The sequence below is a fragment of the Bacillus cereus group sp. BfR-BA-01430 genome, assembly GCF_022663115.1.
GTDB lineage: Bacteria > Bacillota > Bacilli > Bacillales > Bacillaceae_G > Bacillus_A > Bacillus_A cereus_BD.
This window is the reverse complement of the sequence record NZ_JAKUEW010000019.1, coordinates 1-17,166: the sequence shown is the minus strand read 5'-3', so window position 1 is coordinate 17,166 and position 17,166 is coordinate 1. Positions and strand designations below refer to the sequence as shown.

Sequence of the window (17,166 nt, the reverse complement as noted above, 5' to 3'; positions counted from 1 at the left end):
CAGGATCTATATGGTGTTGTTGGAACAGCCTATGGGCCCAAGAAGCTAACGGGTCGGTGCAAATTAGTTTTTTACGGCTTCAATATCCTCTTCGAACGAATTATTTCCAAGACCAGATAATTCAATAATGAACTGAGTTGCAGTGACAATACCGCCTAAAGATAGCATTTTAGGAATAATTAACCATGGACTTGGTACCGGCACACCAATTTTTTGTGCTAATTCCGGACTATCCCATTTAATATTTGTACGCGTTTCATCTGTTGCAGTAGCAATCAATAAAGCGTTGTATTTACTTTCATCTTGAACCTCTTGGAATTGATTATTAGGTAATTTAATCCGTTTTGTAGCAGCTTTTCGAATGTTTTGCTCTTCATCTGCTGTAATAGATTTGAACGGAATAGATAACATATGTCCATTAACAGCTTGAATTTGTACTTCTCCACGAACGCGGTCGTCAACATTTACCGCAAATAAATCTTCTAAACTTGCAAATTTTGGTTTGTTGTTTTCTTTTGTTAAATTAGTCATTTTATATAGCCTCCGGGTTTAAATTATAGTTTTAATAGAAAAGAGAGGGGATATCCCTCTCTAGTGATGTTTTTATAGAAATTCAAAACTATCAAACGTAAATGGAAAGTCTCGTTCAATTACATCTTTTGTTTTGAAACCAGCAAGAGTAACTTCGTCGAACGAAACATTTTTGATGGCCACTTTCGAGTTAGCTGCTCCTACGTATTCATCTGGATCATGAATTTCACCAATTAGCGTAAGCAATTTATCAGGGTCATTTAAAATATCCTTCGTTAACTGCCATGTTTCTGCTGTTAAATAAACTTTCATCTTACCTGAACCGCTGGCACCCATAATGCGGTTACCTTCCATGAAGGCATTCGCCCGTTCAATTTTCTTTTTATCAAACTTGATTTTCGCTTCAAATTCTGTTACTTCAAGAATTTGTCTGCCTGTCGGATCAATAACACCGCCGTATTTACCACGTACAGTGCTGCGTGTATTTAATGTAGGTAAACTATTATCAAACGATGACATAAATACCCTCCTTTATTAAGCTACTTTGTTTTTGTTGTATACTTTTTCAATTGCATCGATGACAACATATTCAGTGACGAAATACGCCTCATCTTTATAAACTGTTTTGCCAGTATCTTCTGTATGGCGCGGATCTTCATAGCAGTTATATGTTCCTGTCTCAATAACTTCGGATTCTGCAAGTTTTTCTAGCAACTCATCTTTAATTGCTTGTGCAGAAGCTAAACGACGCGCTTGCGTATTCGCTTTTGACATATACTTAGAAAAGATTTTTTCTTCTGCAACTGTGATGTAATCAATCGCAGCAACCACTTTTACTTTTTGAAGTGTACGAATAGCAGCCTTTTCATCCGCTTCCCTAGAAATCCCTACTGCTTCATCAAGATTTTTCATCGTTGTCATTGTATTAACTGCCGTATTGAAACGTACTGTCTTGCCCTCTTGGAAGAAAAGTAAGTTTCCTTCTGCTAAACGGCGTTTTGTTTCTTCCACACCAAGTTTTTCAACCCATGTGAATGGTGTTTCCTTTTGAGTCATACTCTCATTCAGCGGGCATGAAATTAATGCAGCAGCTGCATATACCGCTACTTCTTCTGCTGAATATTCACGATCATTGTTACCAGCTTTTTGAATATTATTTGTAATCGCATAGTAGTCGATATCCCTCGCATCCTCACCGCCTGTGTATCCAGTGATAAGTTTGCCACTCGCGCGGCTTGTTTGGACGAATTGTGATAGCATTGCCTTTACAGCTTTATCTTTTATACCGTCAAGAACAACTGCATTGAATTCTTCTTCCTTCGCTAATCCGAAGAATTCAACATAATCTTCTACTTTTACAGCTTCACCGCTGGATCCGCCTGTAAGAGGAATGCTATTGATATTTTCGACAGCTTTCTCACCATCCACACCATCAACTTTACTAATCGATACATATAAACTGTCTTTTGACTTAGCAATAAGTTCATCAACTGTCATGAATGTGATACGCTCTAACTCAATGTTATTTTCTGTTAGAATGAAATGCTTCGCAGTATCATCACCCAACTTAGGGCGAATAGTAACTTTAAAATTATTTCCTCTTGCCCCAGTGTGTACAGCTTCAATTTTGATACTTTCCAATGACAACGCCGCTCTCTTTGCTTCATCTGTAGCAAGACGTACCACTTTCAATTGTTTTAAGGGAGCTGCGAACGCTAATTCGAGTAAATCAGCATTTTGTCCAACAAAAGTCGCTTTTGCTTCTTCCTTTGAATTCAATTCAACAACAATATTCTCTGGTCCCCAATCTGCCTTAATCGGCATCATAAGCACACCGCGCGCATTTTTGTTGATTGCACCTTGTACAACCAATTCTGTAAAAGCATAAAAACCAGATTCAATTTCATTTCTTCCTTCTTTAAACGGTTTTGCCAATTTACTTCACCTCTTTTTTTAATAATGCTCGCACTTTCTTTTCAGCTGTTTTTACATCTACTTCATTTAAATCACGTAAAGCAGCAGCTGTGATATAATCAGGAACATGAAATAATTGCTCTGATTGTTCAATAATTTCTGAAACTGGATAAAGTACCGGTTCTGGCACTTTTGCAGTTTCTTTTTTAGGAGAAGTCTCACTTTTAACCATCTCTATCACCTACCTCGCATTAATGCTGTTGTGTATCTTGCGAATCGGTTCAATTACCTCATCCAAACTCACAAATCTTTCACCTTTTACAGTGAATATCCACACATCAATCTCAGCTTGTTGCATTTCAAACTCAATATCTTCCAATCTTCCGGATGTCAAATTATAATCGTCATCTACAAGAGGAATATCGAAACAACAATGAAGCAGCGCTTCTTGTATTTTTGTTTGGAACTTTAAAGCAACAGTTTCCATCTGGCTATCCTTATCAAGAAATAACGTTCCATGTATCAGCGGACGATATTTAAAGAAACCTGCCGAATCCTTATTCGGTTTGCCAACCGGTGTTTTGAGATAGAAAAAAGGAGGGCGCGTTTCCTGCCTCCTTCTTGTTGTATATCCTTTTATACCGGTAGTCGTTTGAATGAAATGCAATACACTTTTAAGATCAGATGAACCCAATTTCATTCATAATCTCTCCTACTCTATCCTCAAGCCATCGTAATGATTCAGGCTCAAATTCATGCCATGAATCTTCAAGCATATGAGCACCTTCAACCCATTTACCTGCCTTTTTAGCGGCTTCGCGACTCATTCCGCTATTCCGTGTTCTATGACCTGCTTCAACGTATTCTGCATACTCTAAATTAGACCCGACGATGATTTCTACACCGTTACCCATTTTTGTTTTCAAGTAAACAGATCCATTTTCATCGATACCCGCTCCAGCACTAAGAAATGAATTACGTAGCGCTTCTGTATCAACAGGAGTTTTTTCAGCAACTCTGGTCATTAGTTCTAACGCTAATGCCTCACACCAGACCTCTAATAGTCTAGGTAATTGTCTGTTAATCACATTTTTCATGTGCAGCATCCACTCGTCGAATCCTTCTAATACAAAGCCACCTTCAAAGCTGCCACTCATATTTTTGTTACATCCTTCAAATCAATTTCGAAATGATGAACACCTTGCCGATCTGGAATAGGTTCCGGTTTAGACGCAATAAATTTGCCTATGTTGTACCCGCTTTTAGGCTCATACACTTCAATTACATCGCCTGCTACAATACCAGGATAAAGGGTGAGCAGAAGGTGCGTCCCCTCCACTTCTACCCTGCCTATTAGCTCGTTAATCTTACTGAGATTCTTCTTTTCTAATGCACAAGGGATATCTGTTCCAATTTCTTTTTCTTCTTGTTTGCTATCAAACTCTTTTTCATCGTCTACAAAACGAAATATTTTCATTCTATGAAACAATAATTCTTCTAGTCTACTCAAAAGAAGAACACCCCCGAATCGCTTTCTTGCGGCATATAATCTTCTAATATTTCCATAGCAAGTTCACGATACGATTTATTCTTATCGGCATATGTTTCTTTATAAGTAGAACGCTCGATACTCTTCAATTGTGGCACATGTTCATCTTTTACAAGGTAGCAGACAGCAAGTTTGATATCATCAGGGACTTGCTCGCTTAATTCCTTTACTTTTGAGCGCACAAAAATAGAAGCTCTTAGTAAAGCAGCTTCCAGATTATCGACTTTATTCAGTTCGCTAAAAAGGGCAACCGCTTCTTCAGCTGTAATAAGAGCTTTCATATTAGTTGCTCCTTATACATCAATTTGCATTACACCGGATGGATATGAAAGCTCAGGGAATGCAGCTTTACCGATTTCTACAAATTCATTTAATGTATTTTCTTCATTCCAAGTACGAGTATAGATACCAGGTTGACCATTTTTCTCTACTGTCGGACCTTGTACAGTAGATCCTAATGTTTGCTTGCCCTCAATCCCAAGGAATACTACACGTCGTTCTGGCAAATACCGTTCTGTTTTACCATCTTCAAACGTAATTTCTAAATCATTCGTTGTGATTGGCGGGATGTTCCAACGTTTTAAATATGTCGCTAACTCATCAGGTGTTACCATGCCGCCAGCTACACCTTTAATGTTAGAAATAGTAGATTTAGATTGTAAGATATCAAGATAAGCAGCATTAGACATATGAATCGCCAATGGACGACGACCGGCATTTGCTTTTTTAAACTTTTCAATCCAGTCTACTAAATCCTTGATTGGATTAGATTTTTCAACATCACTCCACTTAATCGCTGCAGAAAATGCTTTTGGGACATCAAATGCTAAATCTAATGTAAATCCATCTAAGTTGTATTTGATTCGACCCTTGTATAGTACAGAAGTACGGAAATATTCTTCTGTCTCTTCTACACCTAATTTTAAGTTATCGATGTAGTTGAATACACGATCAATAACTTGTTGGCGCTCCTTATCAAACTTTGTATTCATGATAGTGAGTTGGTCTTTTTGATCAAAGCGATAACGGTGAGCTAACTTAGCAACCTCTGCAACTGCTCGTTCTAAACCTTGTTTATCGCGAAGTGGAGCAGGTGCGCCAAATTCTAATAAATTCGCTGCCACGTTGTTATGTTTTTTAAAGATATCATATGCGAATGAAAGGCTATATACATCCTTATCTCGTGGTAAGAATGGTAATGTTTTTGACTCAAATGGTACTGTTAAATTTTCAACATAGCCAATTAAAGTTTCTCTTTTAAATTCCTCTAATTGTAAAATTGTCATTCGGTTTCACTCTCCTTATCGAATATCCAGCATTTTTGCTTTTACTTTAAACTCTGATGTGATTTCAGGGCATTTCGATTCGTTTACATAGCCACCTACAAGTCCAACTGCTTGTACATCATTTGTATCAATACGGATATCACGGAATAACAGCGAAACTTGTTCTGTAGAGTCCACATCCTTCTCTTTATCAAACGGACGTGTTTTTTTCGTTTCGCTATCCATAATTAATGACGTACCAGCAGGAATGATACCGGGTGTAAATGCTGTATGATCCAGTGTTAGAGTAATTGTTTTTAACCCAACAATGTCACGTAGGATTTCTTTTCCTGCAATCACTGTTTCTTTACGTGTATATAGATTCAATTTATTTCACTCCTTATTTTTGATATGACTGACTACGTTTTTTGGCTAACTCTGCGCCTTTATCATAGTCTGTTTGAGAAGCTGGTGGATTTCCGCCCCCTGGAGCAGTACTTCCTGGTCTTTGTGAACCACCTCCTTGACCAGATCCATTTGACTCTTCGTTCACAAATAAAAAAGGTTTTTCTGTTTTCACTTGCTCAATAGCTTCCTTCATGTTCGTAATTTCGCCAGTGTCAGGGTCTTTTTGTAGCAACGGCTCAACCGCAGTAAAAAGAAGGTCCGCATCGTGCGGATTGTGCTTAAATGCAGCTTTTACAAATGCCAGTTGTGTTTTTAAATTGCTGTTTTCAGCCGTAAGTGTTTCGTTATTAGAACGTAATGTTGCATCTGCTTCTTCTTTCGTTTTCGCAGCACTTAATTTATCCTGCAAGTCTTTTAATGACTCAACACCTATTTTTTTATATAAATCCGCTTTCGTTTGCGTTTCTGCCGCTTTTTTAGCATCAGCAAGCTGTGCATCTAATTGTTCTTGCGTATATGTCACCGGCGGATCATTAGGTGGATCGTTTGGCGGCGGGTCTTGTGGTGGATCAGCTGGTGGATTCGGGTCCGAAAAGTATTGTAAGTTTAAACGTAATTTATATAATGATTTCATCACTCTTCACTCTCCTGTTTCTTCTCTTTTCTATACTGCTTACTATAATCAGCAGCAGAACTTACATTTTGCTCTTTCGCATATTCTTCAAATGTCTTTGCATCAGTACGATATGTTTTACCTGTTTCAAGATTTCTAGCTGCACGTTGGCGATTAGAATTGTCGAAACCTCGTATAATTGGTACAAATATTCTACGACAATTAGGATGAGCTACTTCTGCAATATCCTTCGATTCTTCCACCGTGAATTCTTTACCATCGATGGCACGACAAATAGGGCACGTTCGATTATCTAATGTCTCGAGTACCCTTACACCATTGAGCAAGCTCGTATTCAATTCATTACAGCGTTCTTCAAAGTCATACATGTATTCCTTTTTAGCTGCATTACTAGCTGATATAATTTCAGTTCTGACAAGCCTTTCGCTCTTATATGCTTCTTGGCCAATCTTCTTTTGAAGTTTAGCAGCAGTTTTACGAAATCCTTCGCCACGCTGCATAGAATTAATAAGCGTAGTCCTCAAATTGTATTGGAAATCCTTTGTTTTTCCCCATAGATTTTTGGAAAAATGACCATGTCCCCAATCTTTATTCAAGAGCTTTTTAATTGCTCTTTCTGGAATGACAGGTGGTACTACAATGTATCCTTCAATTTGACCTGCTATTATATATGAAGTAAACGCATAATCCACTTTCGCTACAGTTTGAATGGATGTAGAAGTAGTAGCAATTGCTTTTTGGCCAATACGATTAATGCTATCTTCCATTTGCAGTAGAATCGCTTCTAAATCCTTGCCACGTCTTATTTCATCCCAATCCCACGTATCGGCAGGAGAATCAAGACTTGTTTTTGTATATAGATAAGCTAACTCCTTGTGTATATCTTGCAGAAACTCAGCATACACTTCGAGGAGTACACGAATACGCTGATCTTTGAATTTAATAAGTCTCTTCTGCTGAGTTATTGCCATTTCTTGAAGTTTCTTTATTTGTTCTTGATTCATAACTCATCATCCGTCTTTTCACTCTGCTGCATACGCTTATCACGCTTTGCGAGATGTCCATCGATATCATTTAGATCCACTTCTTTTTTCTCTGCTTCCTCTTGTTTTAAACGTTTTTGTTCTTCTTGTATGTTTTCTACAAAAGGATTGTGTTGCAGACGAGTGAATTTAGATAATTCTCCGTCTTGCTTAGTTAAGATTTCAATTAACTCTTTTACGTTTTGAGGTTTGTTACGATGAACTTCCCACCAGATCCAACGATAGCTATATAAATCTTTTGGCCATTCGTTTCCTGGTAGCATCATCTCTTTTAATACTTCTGCTGGATTCTCAACTTTACTCGCGAGTAGTTTTTGTGCATTTAACATCATTGTGATAATCATCAATTTCCTACGAATATAACGAGATAGGTAAATTTCCTTTTCATTTACTTGCAAATCAAGAGGCGCATATAATTGATCTATAGCAACTCCAGATAAATCGCTGATTGCTTTTTCACTATATATTTTTGGTAGCTGAGAAGTTTCGAAAAGCGAATCAATAATCTGCTTTGCTTGCCATTCAACAGGATCATTTGGCATATCAGCAATCAAATACTTAACATCTACTTTATCGCCCGGTTTTCCCTTTATCCCAATACCTCTGCTCTTTCTCATATCTAACATTTTATCTTTATCAGGCATCGCCCCAATAAATGCTAAATACGGGTCGCAAAACACATCAAGTCGGTTTGAATTATCCGATACAAGCCTAGATAACTCTTCTAATTGTGTAATTATATCGTCTGATAGATTACTTGGACCATAATAAATCTTTCCGCCTTTTGGTTGGGCGAATTCTCCGTTTTGAAAGTAAGCTGCAGGTACAATTGGAATATAGTGCGGCTTAGGATTTTCTCTATACCGCCCATCTAGTGCAAATGAATCGTCTTTTCTTACTAAATAAGTAACTTCTGCACTATCATAAATTTCAATGTACTCCACTTTTTCATCATTCACTGTATCTGTATAACGATGAATAGCAGCTAACATGTCTCCTCTATGATTAAAAATAGGAAAACATTCATTTAATGGATAAGATTTATAACGTATTTGTCCCATCTCATCAAAATAAAAAAGGACTGTCGCTCCTCCAGCAATCAATCCACGTTTAGTATTGAGGAAATCTACCGCATGGTCCTCATTATCTTCTGTTACTTGCTCTAATCGTTCTCTAAATTCCTCCAATATCGCCTTACTTACTCCCTTATCTGTTATCGTATCAGGAATATCTATACTTACCGGCTTACCTAACATATAAGAAGATGGCATATTGCAGATTAGTTTAGAATAGTTCACAACAATGCGATGGTTCGGATCATCTTCCCTTTTCGGCTGTCTTGTTTTTATTTCAAATTCACCATCGTATATCTTTTGTTTGTGTTCTACTTGTTTAAGGATTGAATCGTGTTCTTTTAAGATTTCACTTAGCTGTTTCCACTTATCTTTTTTTAATTCAGCAGTGTACTGCTCCGTCACAATCACACCTCCTTTTCTTTTAAAAAGGGTGCGGAACCATTGCTTCAATCGTTCAAACATAACGCACCTCCTAGAATACACGTTCAAATGATTCGATCGCAGTTTCAACATTCGCAAACGCCAGTACTATTGCATCTGCGCGGTCAGGTGATTGTAGTCCGCGTTTCTTCATATCATCTTTCTTTTCAAGGGCAATCTTTCCTTTTGATGTAATACGGTACTTACGAGTTGTTAATTGTGAAACAAGCTTTTCGTCATTTGGAATACTTACTTTAGAAGGCTCCCCCCTCATATAAGCAGAAAAGTTTTCTTCTAATATTTCTCGTACACCCGCCCATAACTCTGTACTCATATTTTCATAACTAATATCTTGAGCAGAAGAACCGTTGTGTATTGGCATTACCTTGATATAATCTAACCCTTCTTCATAAACAACCTCATCTAATCTATCAACTACACCACCACCAACACCATCAGCATCGACTTTTATGTGTACTTCTTTAATAAAAGAATACATCTTCATATAATTCCTTGCAGCTTCTAATACGCGCCCTGCGGTTTGCGTTGTCCCTTGCTTACTATATCGTTTTAATTCAGTGACCACTGTTCCAATACGAACAGCAATAACTGTCTCATCATCACCAAAACGAGCAACGTCCACGCCAAGATGTAAAATGCGTTCTCTTCTGTCTACTGATAACTTTGTAGCAGCTGCTTGCTCTGCGTATTCCAGTGGGATAAACGCATCTGCCTCAGCTTTAGGGAACTCACCTAATACACGTACCCGATATACATCGCTATCTTCGTTATATTTTCGTTTCAGCATTTCGATGTTATCTTTACTTGTACGTGGCGAATCCATACTAGAAACCTTATGCGCTTTATACATATCGCGGTCTTTATTATGAGAATCATAAAAAACCCCACTTGTTCGAGTTGGGTTGCCGCATAAAAGTAATTTATTTTCTTCACCTGATAATGTACCGAGAATAGCTTCCATGATTGGGTCAGCAATACCAGAAGCTTCATCACATACAAATAACATATAGTCTTCGTGAAAACCTTGCATATTCTCCGGCTTAGTAGCTGTTCTAGCAGTAGCGAACCAACGTTCTTCGCTACCAATCATATAAACTCTTGTTTTAGTCCATTTAAGCAGGTTCTTTACCTTGCTTCTTTCTAACCATTTAGCTATCTCAGCCCACAAAACGGTGAATAACTGTTCTTTCGTAGGAGCAGTACAAATAACTTTCGGATTAGGTCTACAACATAGAAACCAAAGCACTACAACAGATTCAAGGCCCGTCTTACCGACACCTTGACCTGAGCGAACTGTAACTTTAGGGTGTTTCGCTAAGTCCATGAGTACGTTCTTTTGCCACTCATCAGGATAAAAACCTAGCATATCCTCTGCGAAAGCCACTGGATCATCCCAATAAACATCGATAATCTCCATAAATTCGCTAAAAGCTGTATTACTCATTTTGTTCAGCTTCCTTTAGCTTGCGTCTGCGCTCAGCTATCTGCATAAGCGATTCTTTCCAATCTTCTGTGTGTTGGCTCGTATCGCTATCAACTTTAATCGAAGCGATTTCTTTCTTAAGTTTCTCAATACGCAATTTTTGTTCTTCTGTATTGGCTAACTTATCATATTTTTCTATAAGGCCAACAAGTGTTGTCATTGCTTTCGATTGAGCATTTAAGAAACTAGCCTGCTTATCCCAAGCAAACTGGATTTCCCACTCTTCTTCAAAACCACTTTCGGTAAGTTTCTTTTTCCGCAGTTCCTTTGTCATATCTTCGTTATCTCTAACAAACATAATACGTTGAGCATGAATGATTTGAGCATGGTGCAGCATTATACTTTCCCATAAGATTGATAATGGATCGTTGCTTACTGCTTCTTCTAATTCTTTTTTTAAATCATATATTTCTTGCGGTAAATATTTTCTGTATAGCCCATGGGTAACAGCATTACCATTACGCAATGGAGCAGCACCTCCGGAATTACCAACGGCATTTTTATTGCCCTTTTTAGCTCCACCACGATTGTTTACAGCATTCTTATTACCTTTTGGGGCTCCTGGTTTCTTTTTGGAGTACTCCGTATTTTTCTTTGGAGTACTCCGTTCGTTTTTATGGAGTACTCCTTTCAATTGTTGCATCCATTTATCTTTCGTTTTCCATCCTCCTACCGTTTTTTCATTAACAGTTCGTTCGGATGTAGATAATAATTCAGCAATTTTACGATTAGTAATCTCACCATTATGTTCTTTAAATATCTGGTACGCTTTATCGCGATTCGGACTGCGTTGTCTTGCCATATTACATAACACCTGCCTCCTTATCCATTTACTTTAATCTCATCTGCATTTATCACTCACCCCATGCTAATTGCTTTACAAAATAAAAAAGCAGCAGATTCGCCACTTTTTGTTTTTCTTATTTATAAACTGAAATCTTCTAACGATTTATCAATTTCATCCTGCTGTATTCCTATATAACGTAATGTAATAGACGGAGCAGAATGATTAAAGATTGTTTGTAGCATTACTACATCTTTTGTCTTTTGGTAATAATGATATCCAAATGTTTTTCTAAGAGTATGCGTTCCAATTTCATCAAGCCCTACTTTTTCAGCAGCAGCATTCATGATTCGATAAGCTTGAATTCTCGTGATAGGCTTTCCTGTCTTTTTAGAAGCGAATAAACAATCCGTTTCGTTCATTCCTCTTACATACTCATTTATTTTTTCTCTTAACGCTGTATTGATAATGAAACGTTTCTCTTTTCCAGTCTTCTGCTCTTTAATAACAATGTGAGTTCGTTCTTTCACATCCTTTACATGTAACTTCAATAAGTCACTAATTCTTAGACCTGTATTGATTCCCATTTCAAATAAAAACAAATCACGATAAGATTGACGACGTAAAACCTCTTTCACTTCTTCCAATTTTTTCTTATCTCGAATTGGTTGCACAAACTTCATTCCTTACCCCTCCATACGTTATGTTACATTATATGTATCTTTATTATACAATATGTTACATAAAATATGGTAGTTATTTTTACAAATAGACAAAAACGTTGATATAACGGCATTTATCTTCTAAAATATAATGTAACAAAATATATGATGTGTTACATTATATACTTTTTCACTTTAGTTTTACAATATTTGGTTTGTGTTGAGTTTGTTTTGTTAGAAATCTTCCTCATCATTCCTCGTTGCTTTCAATCGCTCCATTTCGGGGTATGTGTAGCAATGGAACAAAATCACGCAACAAGCATTAGCGGACATTAGGAACCTGTTCTTATAAAGAATCAGGTTCCTCTATTTCTTTCTGTACCGCTCTATCGATGCCTCGTTCTTGCATCTTTTCTTGCACAGCGCATAATCCAATCCCGAATACAGCCCCTGCACAACATCCAATTATGAAATCTATCAAATACATTCCCCTCACCCCTTATCTTTCTTTAACAACAACCAAGACGCCACCCAGATTGCGGCGGCGCCTGCGATAATTGCTATTGGTTTAATCATTGAATTACTTTAAAACAGTCATGTACAATTAATTTTCCGAATTGGTCATATTCAGCTGCTACTGTTTCACCACAAATAAATTCCCATGTATCATCATTTAACTTAACATCATATTGCTCACCTTCACGGAATTCCTGAAGTAATACCTTACCTGTGTGGTCATATATACTAAAATCCTCAGTTACTTCTACTTTCATTTCTTTCTTCATCATTCATCCTCCTACCCAAATTTCCATTTTGTTCAAATATGCGGGTTAGGATTTGCACCTAACATGGTCGGGTCCGCCTTTTTATAGTAGCCCGATTAGTAAACGTCTACCTATTCCGTCACCGCATAACACTTTACTTGTATGTTTAATGTGTAATTTTTATATAACAAAGAAAAAAGCACCCGTTATGGATGCTTTAACTTCTGCATATGTTCTTTTACTCGTTCATTACCTTTTTTCCAATACTCTTTATCAAGTTCGAATCCAATGTAATTACGATTAGTGTTAATACATGCTATAGCAGTTGTAAAGCTACCCATACAATTATCTAGTACAACATCTCCTTCTTTTGTGTATGTCTTAATAAGATATTCAAAAAGAGCAACTGGTTTTTGCGTTGGATGAAATGTTTTACTATCCCTCGGAAAATCAATTACTGACTTAGGATAATTCGTATACTTAGTCACATGTACTTTGTTCAACGATTCGTTATTTCTTTTTCCGAAAATCTTTAACTTTCTAGAGGTACTTTTACGATAAATTGGTTTCTCTAGCTTTATTAAATCTTGCGGATAATATTTAGGTAACTTTTTATAAAACACTAATACATTTTCATGATTTTTCAATGGCATTCTGTTTGCATTTGGAAAACCAGTCGTATGGTTTCCTTTCTTCCAAATCCATTCATATCGAAATAACTTCATGTTAGATGCAATTAATTTTGTTGTAAATGGCTGACTTGCTGTTAAAAGAATAGCCCCGTTGTCTTTTATGATGCGCTCATATTGTTCCCACAATGGACCAAATGGAATAATTTCGTCCCATTTACATGCAGTAGTTCCGTAAGGCAAATCGCAAAGGATTAAATCAATGGATTTATCCTCAATCATTTTCATTCCTTCTAAACAGTCCATATTAAATACTTGATTCAACATTCTTATAACCGTCCTTTTCTTGCAAAATAAAAGGTACTCATCCCAACTATTAGAATGAGTACCTTTTGTGTAGTTTCTTAGCATTTTTATAAAAAAATACAAAGAAACTGTTCATCTCCTATTTACACGTGTCGTGATACGTGTTATAATATTTATAGAAAAGGAGGTGAACAAATGACAAGTTATAGTTCAAAAGAAATGTTCAAACGCTTAAAAAAAGCTGGATATGAATTACATAGTGTACGTGGCAGTCACCATCATTTCAAACATCCAGTAACAGGGAAGAAGATTCCAGTCCCACATCCCCGTAAAGATTTAGGCGTTGGACTTACACAAGAAATCTTGAAACAAGCAGGGCTGAAATAGCCCTCCTTGTTTCAAATGAACTATAACAAACATTATACACCAAAAAACAAGAAAGGATTCGATATTATGTCAAAGAATGAAAAAGACTATTACGTATATCCTGCTATCTTTAGATTTGATAGCGATAGCGTACTTGTAACTTTCCCTGATTTACCTGGATGTATGACAAGTGGCAAAAATCAAGAAGAAGCCTTAAAAATGGCTAGAGATGTATTAGGTGGTTTTCTAACAATAATGGAAGAAGATAACGACCCTATCCCTTCGCCAACCCATATAACAGATTTAACAGATTTAAACGATAATGAATATGTTTTATTAGTCGATGTCAGAATGCCGCCATATAGAATGACCGATAATGTTAAATTAAAAAAGAAAACACTAACTATCCCAGAATGGCTAGACAAAGAAGCTGTAAATAAAAACATCAACCAATCAAAATTACTCACTGAATCTTTAAAAGAAACATTAGGTTTCAATGATAATACACACACACCCTAAAAGGACGCTTGAAGCGTCCTTTTTTTTAATCAAAAAGAGGTTGAAATTCTGCACCTCTTTGAACCGACACTTTATAGGTAGGCAAGTATCAGCTCAAAGAAGAGCAGAAGCTCTCCCGTTTAGACCATTAAATTAATGAGAATTAAAGAGTGTACACATATACTAGAAAATCAAGAGAACAACGAGATTTGTTATATCTTATTTCCTTCTAGTATTAAAAAAACAACTGTCGATCCACGAAGCAACTGGGTTTACTCCATCAGTAACCAACAAGATAAAGTTTCGGAAGCCTTTCATATATAGTGGGCATTCGTATGACAAAAAATAGCGTTTTTAAGATAAAAAGCCTCAGCCAACCATGCAGAAGAGACTTTCTTTAATTTGTTTCCCTATTTTTTCGTCTGCTCTTCGTAATACCGTTTGAACAGTAGACTTCGATTTATTCATCATTATAGAAATTTCTCCCATCGAAAAACAATATCCTTTAAACATGATATACATTTCCCTCTCTGACTCCGATAATGTAGATAACGCATCATCTAACATGATTCGCTCCCATTCAGAAATTACACTTTCTTTTTCTTCTTTATCCCATTCATATTTTGTCGGTGTACTACGGAAATATCTTTGCATTAATAGCGGGTCACACGCCTTTTCACGCTCATATGCCGCTCTACGTTCAATGCCCCTCTTCGCCCCTGGTTGCTTTGCTGTACGCATCCATTCCAAGGCATATTCTATATCACTAATCATTTCTTTAATTACTTTTACATCTGCTTCCGCAGCAACCTCTTTCGCTTTCTCTAATTGTTTCAATGTTTCTCTGTATTCTTTCATTAATTCTTTCATTTTCATGGTCTATTTCCTCCTTTTAAATAAAAAAGAGGACGCTGAATTATAAATAGGAAAGATTACATTCCTATATACAATCAACGCCCTCTGAATCCGGACTATTAACTTCATTTTTTATGTTTATCCTTATAATATGGTATGTGAAATTTTTTATTTTAAATTTCTTTTCTGTAGTTGCTCAATTACATACCCACCACTGTTAACGCCTATTTTTCTTGCAATTTCTGCATATGTTAATCCTTCTTCTCTCATCGATAAAGCCACTACACATAATTTATCCCAATCTTCTTTTGTTCTTCTCTTTGGAGCATCCGCTGCATATGTACCACCTATATGAGTTCCTAGCTTGTTAATTCGTTTCCCTATCTCACAAACTGTTAAGCAATATTTTGTATTTGCATGCTGTTTACAATTTGCGCAATGCTCGTCCTGTAGGTTTAAAATCTTTATACGGATTTCCTTCTTATCCATTTTCCGATTTCCCCCATTAACCACATATTGGCCATTCTAATTTTTCTACTTGTTGCAGATAATCAACTAGTGCTCGATCTGTTCGTTTCACTACATATGCTCTTTTTTCGAATTCTTCTCGTGGGATAGATTTGCGGCCATTATCATATAGCATAGCTTCATAGTATTCTGCTACCAATTCGATAGGAGTAAAATAAATAACCTGGTCTGTTCTGAATTCTATTAAAAAGAAGCAAATAGCCCCTCTCTCTTGCGTATCCCTTAAAAAATCAATTTGGTGCCTATGAATATTATCTAATGGGAATCTACTTGTTTCCTTAGTAGACTTTGCTTCAAAGTAGATTGCTCTACCTTTGTATACACCGTCATAATCTACTGTAGATTTATCTTGCCAGCAGCTTTTCGTTATTTGTCCTAGCTTATTTGTTTTTAATACTTTTACAGGTGTAGGACGTTTATTAATTATTGCCACCATTGCTGATTTATACATTCGATTTGTAATGTTTAATAGATGCTCAAATGCCATCCCTCTATTTGCATATCCCATGATTTTCCCTCTTTCTATCGTTATTACTATTTTCTTATACAAAAGGATTATTTGGTTAAGTTTTCAAACTTAGCTCTGCCTATTACTTCAACTTTAGTCATACTAGTGATCCATCTATTAATAAAACGCTATCCTCACAATCACAAAATTCCGCGTGTAATTTATTTATTGGAGTGTCTATGGTAGGTCTAGCAAGACTAACCAAATATGTTGATAACGCTTGTTCACGCGTTAACTCTACTGGAACAGCTTCTTCTTTAACTTGTTCCGCACTATCACCAGCGACATTTTCTACATATATTTCAATCGCTTTATCCACATCGCCATTTACCGCAATTAACGCATAATATTCATGCTTATTAAACTCAAAGTATTTCATATCCATTCCTCCTTTCTCTCAGATAACGATTTTATTTACTTTCATTGCATTTATCGTAAAAACAATATAAACTGTTACATTATTATATTAGGAGTGTATTTATGAAACAATCTACTAGCCATTTCGTACAAATGCATAAAAATTGGTTAATGAGTCTAGATCAAGAAGAAAAAGCTACAGAATTGAAATGTGATACCATTTTCGACTCAATGCACTTTTTCTTCACTAATCATCTTGAATTAACGAACGAACATTCATTATCTATCATTGATGATTTTCGAACTGACTCAGTGATAGCGGACATTTCCTAAGCATAGTTCATTTGAATTATGCTTTTTACATAGCGATTTCAAATAAGGATTTTGTCTTAATTAATGAGTTACATCGCTGATTTCATCCGACATCCAATCCGTATCAACATCTTCAATTGGCGGCATTTCCGGTAAATGTTCTGCATTGTATTTCTTTGATTTTTCGATTTGTTCTATGATTTTTTGTTTTCCAACTTTGTTTATTACTCTTTTTATTTCTTCAGCAACTTCC

The 17,166-nt window shown here is 36.4% G+C and carries 26 protein-coding genes; 3 read left to right on the top strand and 23 right to left on the bottom strand.

What is annotated here, in order from left to right; all coding sequences use genetic code 11:
* Positions 1-63: 63 nt before the first annotated feature.
* The 19 genes from MR058_RS20470 to MR058_RS20380 all read right to left on the bottom strand — a co-directional run bounded on the left by MR058_RS20470 (position 64) and on the right by MR058_RS20380 (position 13,510).
* Positions 64-531, bottom strand: coding sequence for a phage tail assembly chaperone (locus tag MR058_RS20470; RefSeq protein WP_242145582.1), 468 nt, complete (start codon positions 529-531; stop codon positions 64-66).
* Positions 532-603: 72 nt separating this feature from the next.
* Positions 604-1,050, bottom strand: coding sequence for a phage tail tube protein (locus tag MR058_RS20465; RefSeq protein WP_242145581.1), 447 nt, complete (start codon positions 1,048-1,050; stop codon positions 604-606).
* 15 nt (positions 1,051-1,065) lie between these two features.
* Positions 1,066-2,466, bottom strand: a complete 1,401-nt coding sequence (locus MR058_RS20460) for a phage tail sheath N-terminal beta-sandwich domain-containing protein (protein WP_242145580.1) — start codon at positions 2,464-2,466, stop codon at positions 1,066-1,068.
* A gap of 1 nt (position 2,467) precedes the next feature.
* On the bottom strand, positions 2,468-2,677 hold the full coding sequence (locus MR058_RS20455; RefSeq protein WP_242145579.1) for a YqzN/YkzM domain-containing protein: 210 nt from the start codon (positions 2,675-2,677) through the stop codon (positions 2,468-2,470).
* Positions 2,678-2,686: 9 nt separating this feature from the next.
* Positions 2,687-3,145 carry a hypothetical protein gene (locus MR058_RS20450; protein WP_242145578.1) on the bottom strand — a complete coding sequence of 153 codons (459 nt, stop codon included), beginning with the start codon at positions 3,143-3,145 and terminating at the stop codon, positions 2,687-2,689.
* Positions 3,126-3,602, bottom strand: coding sequence for an HK97 gp10 family phage protein (locus MR058_RS20445; RefSeq protein ID WP_242145577.1), 477 nt, complete (start codon positions 3,600-3,602; stop codon positions 3,126-3,128). The genes MR058_RS20450 and MR058_RS20445 overlap by 20 nt, the downstream gene beginning before the upstream one ends.
* Positions 3,599-3,955, bottom strand: coding sequence for a hypothetical protein (locus MR058_RS20440; RefSeq protein ID WP_242145576.1), 357 nt, complete (start codon positions 3,953-3,955; stop codon positions 3,599-3,601). The genes MR058_RS20445 and MR058_RS20440 overlap by 4 nt, the downstream gene beginning before the upstream one ends.
* A complete protein-coding gene (locus MR058_RS20435; RefSeq protein WP_242145575.1) occupies positions 3,952-4,275 on the bottom strand; it encodes a hypothetical protein in 324 nt (107 codons plus the stop codon). Before MR058_RS20435 ends, MR058_RS20440 begins: the two co-directional genes overlap by 4 nt.
* A gap of 12 nt (positions 4,276-4,287) precedes the next feature.
* Complete coding sequence (locus MR058_RS20430) at positions 4,288-5,280, bottom strand: major capsid protein (RefSeq protein WP_242145574.1); 993 nt, start codon at positions 5,278-5,280, stop codon at positions 4,288-4,290.
* Positions 5,281-5,295: 15 nt separating this feature from the next.
* Positions 5,296-5,646 (bottom strand): hypothetical protein, encoded by a 351-nt coding sequence (locus MR058_RS20425; RefSeq protein ID WP_242145573.1) that lies wholly within the window; start codon positions 5,644-5,646, stop codon positions 5,296-5,298.
* Positions 5,647-5,659: 13 nt separating this feature from the next.
* On the bottom strand, positions 5,660-6,301 hold the full coding sequence (locus MR058_RS20420; protein WP_472927016.1) for a phage scaffolding protein: 642 nt from the start codon (positions 6,299-6,301) through the stop codon (positions 5,660-5,662).
* Positions 6,301-7,305 (bottom strand): minor capsid protein, encoded by a 1,005-nt coding sequence (locus MR058_RS20415; protein WP_242145571.1) that lies wholly within the window; start codon positions 7,303-7,305, stop codon positions 6,301-6,303. The genes MR058_RS20420 and MR058_RS20415 overlap by 1 nt, the downstream gene beginning before the upstream one ends.
* Positions 7,302-8,882 carry a phage portal protein gene (locus MR058_RS20410; RefSeq protein ID WP_242145570.1) on the bottom strand — a complete coding sequence of 527 codons (1,581 nt, stop codon included), beginning with the start codon at positions 8,880-8,882 and terminating at the stop codon, positions 7,302-7,304. Before MR058_RS20410 ends, MR058_RS20415 begins: the two co-directional genes overlap by 4 nt.
* 10 nt (positions 8,883-8,892) lie before the next feature.
* Positions 8,893-10,305, bottom strand: a complete 1,413-nt coding sequence (locus tag MR058_RS20405) for a DEAD/DEAH box helicase family protein (RefSeq protein ID WP_242145569.1) — start codon at positions 10,303-10,305, stop codon at positions 8,893-8,895.
* The gene (terS, locus tag MR058_RS20400) at positions 10,298-11,146 is read right to left on the bottom strand and encodes a phage terminase small subunit (RefSeq protein WP_242145568.1); all 849 of its coding nucleotides are present in this window, start codon (positions 11,144-11,146) and stop codon (positions 10,298-10,300) included. The genes MR058_RS20405 and terS overlap by 8 nt, the downstream gene beginning before the upstream one ends.
* 122 nt (positions 11,147-11,268) lie before the next feature.
* Positions 11,269-11,811, bottom strand: a complete 543-nt coding sequence (locus tag MR058_RS20395) for a site-specific integrase (protein ID WP_242145567.1) — start codon at positions 11,809-11,811, stop codon at positions 11,269-11,271.
* Between the two features lie 325 nt (positions 11,812-12,136).
* Positions 12,137-12,277 carry a hypothetical protein gene (locus MR058_RS20390; protein WP_242145566.1) on the bottom strand — a complete coding sequence of 47 codons (141 nt, stop codon included), beginning with the start codon at positions 12,275-12,277 and terminating at the stop codon, positions 12,137-12,139.
* 85 nt (positions 12,278-12,362) lie between these two features.
* Entirely contained in the window at positions 12,363-12,575 is a 213-nt protein-coding gene (locus MR058_RS20385) for a hypothetical protein (RefSeq protein ID WP_242145565.1), read from the bottom strand.
* 185 nt (positions 12,576-12,760) lie between these two features.
* Positions 12,761-13,510 carry a DNA-methyltransferase gene (locus tag MR058_RS20380; RefSeq protein ID WP_242145564.1) on the bottom strand — a complete coding sequence of 250 codons (750 nt, stop codon included), beginning with the start codon at positions 13,508-13,510 and terminating at the stop codon, positions 12,761-12,763.
* 174 nt (positions 13,511-13,684) lie between these two features.
* On the opposite strand from MR058_RS20380, the gene MR058_RS20375 reads away from it, so the two are divergent.
* Together MR058_RS20375 and MR058_RS20370 are read left to right on the top strand one after the other, a co-directional pair.
* Positions 13,685-13,876, top strand: a complete 192-nt coding sequence (locus MR058_RS20375; protein ID WP_087099634.1) for a type II toxin-antitoxin system HicA family toxin — start codon at positions 13,685-13,687, stop codon at positions 13,874-13,876.
* A gap of 66 nt (positions 13,877-13,942) precedes the next feature.
* The gene (locus MR058_RS20370; protein ID WP_087099636.1) at positions 13,943-14,374 is read left to right on the top strand and encodes a type II toxin-antitoxin system HicB family antitoxin; all 432 of its coding nucleotides are present in this window, start codon (positions 13,943-13,945) and stop codon (positions 14,372-14,374) included.
* A gap of 348 nt (positions 14,375-14,722) precedes the next feature.
* Here MR058_RS20370 and MR058_RS20365 read toward each other — a convergent pair whose 3' ends face one another.
* From MR058_RS20365 to MR058_RS20350, 4 genes are all read right to left on the bottom strand, one after another.
* The gene (locus MR058_RS20365; protein ID WP_087099703.1) at positions 14,723-15,223 is read right to left on the bottom strand and encodes a sigma factor-like helix-turn-helix DNA-binding protein; all 501 of its coding nucleotides are present in this window, start codon (positions 15,221-15,223) and stop codon (positions 14,723-14,725) included.
* 153 nt (positions 15,224-15,376) lie between these two features.
* Positions 15,377-15,697 (bottom strand): zinc-finger domain-containing protein, encoded by a 321-nt coding sequence (locus tag MR058_RS20360; protein ID WP_087099638.1) that lies wholly within the window; start codon positions 15,695-15,697, stop codon positions 15,377-15,379.
* A gap of 16 nt (positions 15,698-15,713) precedes the next feature.
* Positions 15,714-16,244 carry a Holliday junction resolvase RecU gene (locus tag MR058_RS20355; protein WP_087099640.1) on the bottom strand — a complete coding sequence of 177 codons (531 nt, stop codon included), beginning with the start codon at positions 16,242-16,244 and terminating at the stop codon, positions 15,714-15,716.
* Between the two features lie 97 nt (positions 16,245-16,341).
* The gene (locus tag MR058_RS20350) at positions 16,342-16,623 is read right to left on the bottom strand and encodes a hypothetical protein (protein ID WP_242145563.1); all 282 of its coding nucleotides are present in this window, start codon (positions 16,621-16,623) and stop codon (positions 16,342-16,344) included.
* Positions 16,624-16,724: 101 nt separating this feature from the next.
* Here MR058_RS20350 and MR058_RS20345 point away from each other — a divergent pair, with 101 nt between their 5' ends.
* On the top strand, positions 16,725-16,934 hold the full coding sequence (locus tag MR058_RS20345) for a hypothetical protein (protein WP_048723913.1): 210 nt from the start codon (positions 16,725-16,727) through the stop codon (positions 16,932-16,934).
* Positions 16,935-17,166 lie beyond the last annotated feature (232 nt).

What these genes read in the sequence shown, in the direction of transcription:
- MR058_RS20470 (WP_242145582.1), bottom strand. Translation starts at nt 531, where the DNA reads ATGACTAATTTAACAAAAGAAAACAACAAACCAAAATTTGCAAGTTTA.
- MR058_RS20465 (WP_242145581.1), bottom strand. Translation starts at nt 1,050, where the DNA reads ATGTCATCGTTTGATAATAGTTTACCTACATTAAATACACGCAGCACT.
- MR058_RS20455 (WP_242145579.1), bottom strand. Translation starts at nt 2,677, where the DNA reads ATGGTTAAAAGTGAGACTTCTCCTAAAAAAGAAACTGCAAAAGTGCCA.
- MR058_RS20450 (WP_242145578.1), bottom strand. Translation starts at nt 3,145, where the DNA reads ATGAAATTGGGTTCATCTGATCTTAAAAGTGTATTGCATTTCATTCAA.
- MR058_RS20445 (WP_242145577.1), bottom strand. Translation starts at nt 3,602, where the DNA reads ATGAGTGGCAGCTTTGAAGGTGGCTTTGTATTAGAAGGATTCGACGAG.
- MR058_RS20435 (WP_242145575.1), bottom strand. Translation starts at nt 4,275, where the DNA reads ATGAAAGCTCTTATTACAGCTGAAGAAGCGGTTGCCCTTTTTAGCGAA.
- MR058_RS20430 (WP_242145574.1), bottom strand. Translation starts at nt 5,280, where the DNA reads ATGACAATTTTACAATTAGAGGAATTTAAAAGAGAAACTTTAATTGGC.
- MR058_RS20420 (WP_472927016.1), bottom strand. Translation starts at nt 6,301, where the DNA reads ATGAAATCATTATATAAATTACGTTTAAACTTACAATACTTTTCGGAC.
- MR058_RS20415 (WP_242145571.1), bottom strand. Translation starts at nt 7,305, where the DNA reads ATGAATCAAGAACAAATAAAGAAACTTCAAGAAATGGCAATAACTCAG.
- MR058_RS20410 (WP_242145570.1), bottom strand. Translation starts at nt 8,882, where the DNA reads ATGTTTGAACGATTGAAGCAATGGTTCCGCACCCTTTTTAAAAGAAAA.
- MR058_RS20405 (WP_242145569.1), bottom strand. Translation starts at nt 10,305, where the DNA reads ATGAGTAATACAGCTTTTAGCGAATTTATGGAGATTATCGATGTTTAT.
- terS (WP_242145568.1), bottom strand. Translation starts at nt 11,146, where the DNA reads ATGGCAAGACAACGCAGTCCGAATCGCGATAAAGCGTACCAGATATTT.
- MR058_RS20395 (WP_242145567.1), bottom strand. Translation starts at nt 11,811, where the DNA reads ATGAAGTTTGTGCAACCAATTCGAGATAAGAAAAAATTGGAAGAAGTG.
- MR058_RS20390 (WP_242145566.1), bottom strand. Translation starts at nt 12,277, where the DNA reads ATGTATTTGATAGATTTCATAATTGGATGTTGTGCAGGGGCTGTATTC.
- MR058_RS20385 (WP_242145565.1), bottom strand. Translation starts at nt 12,575, where the DNA reads ATGAAGAAAGAAATGAAAGTAGAAGTAACTGAGGATTTTAGTATATAT.
- MR058_RS20380 (WP_242145564.1), bottom strand. Translation starts at nt 13,510, where the DNA reads ATGTTGAATCAAGTATTTAATATGGACTGTTTAGAAGGAATGAAAATG.
- MR058_RS20375 (WP_087099634.1), top strand. Translation starts at nt 13,685, where the DNA reads ATGACAAGTTATAGTTCAAAAGAAATGTTCAAACGCTTAAAAAAAGCT.
- MR058_RS20370 (WP_087099636.1), top strand. Translation starts at nt 13,943, where the DNA reads ATGTCAAAGAATGAAAAAGACTATTACGTATATCCTGCTATCTTTAGA.
- MR058_RS20365 (WP_087099703.1), bottom strand. Translation starts at nt 15,223, where the DNA reads ATGAAAGAATTAATGAAAGAATACAGAGAAACATTGAAACAATTAGAG.
- MR058_RS20360 (WP_087099638.1), bottom strand. Translation starts at nt 15,697, where the DNA reads ATGGATAAGAAGGAAATCCGTATAAAGATTTTAAACCTACAGGACGAG.
- MR058_RS20355 (WP_087099640.1), bottom strand. Translation starts at nt 16,244, where the DNA reads ATGGGATATGCAAATAGAGGGATGGCATTTGAGCATCTATTAAACATT.
- MR058_RS20350 (WP_242145563.1), bottom strand. Translation starts at nt 16,623, where the DNA reads ATGAAATACTTTGAGTTTAATAAGCATGAATATTATGCGTTAATTGCG.
- MR058_RS20345 (WP_048723913.1), top strand. Translation starts at nt 16,725, where the DNA reads ATGAAACAATCTACTAGCCATTTCGTACAAATGCATAAAAATTGGTTA.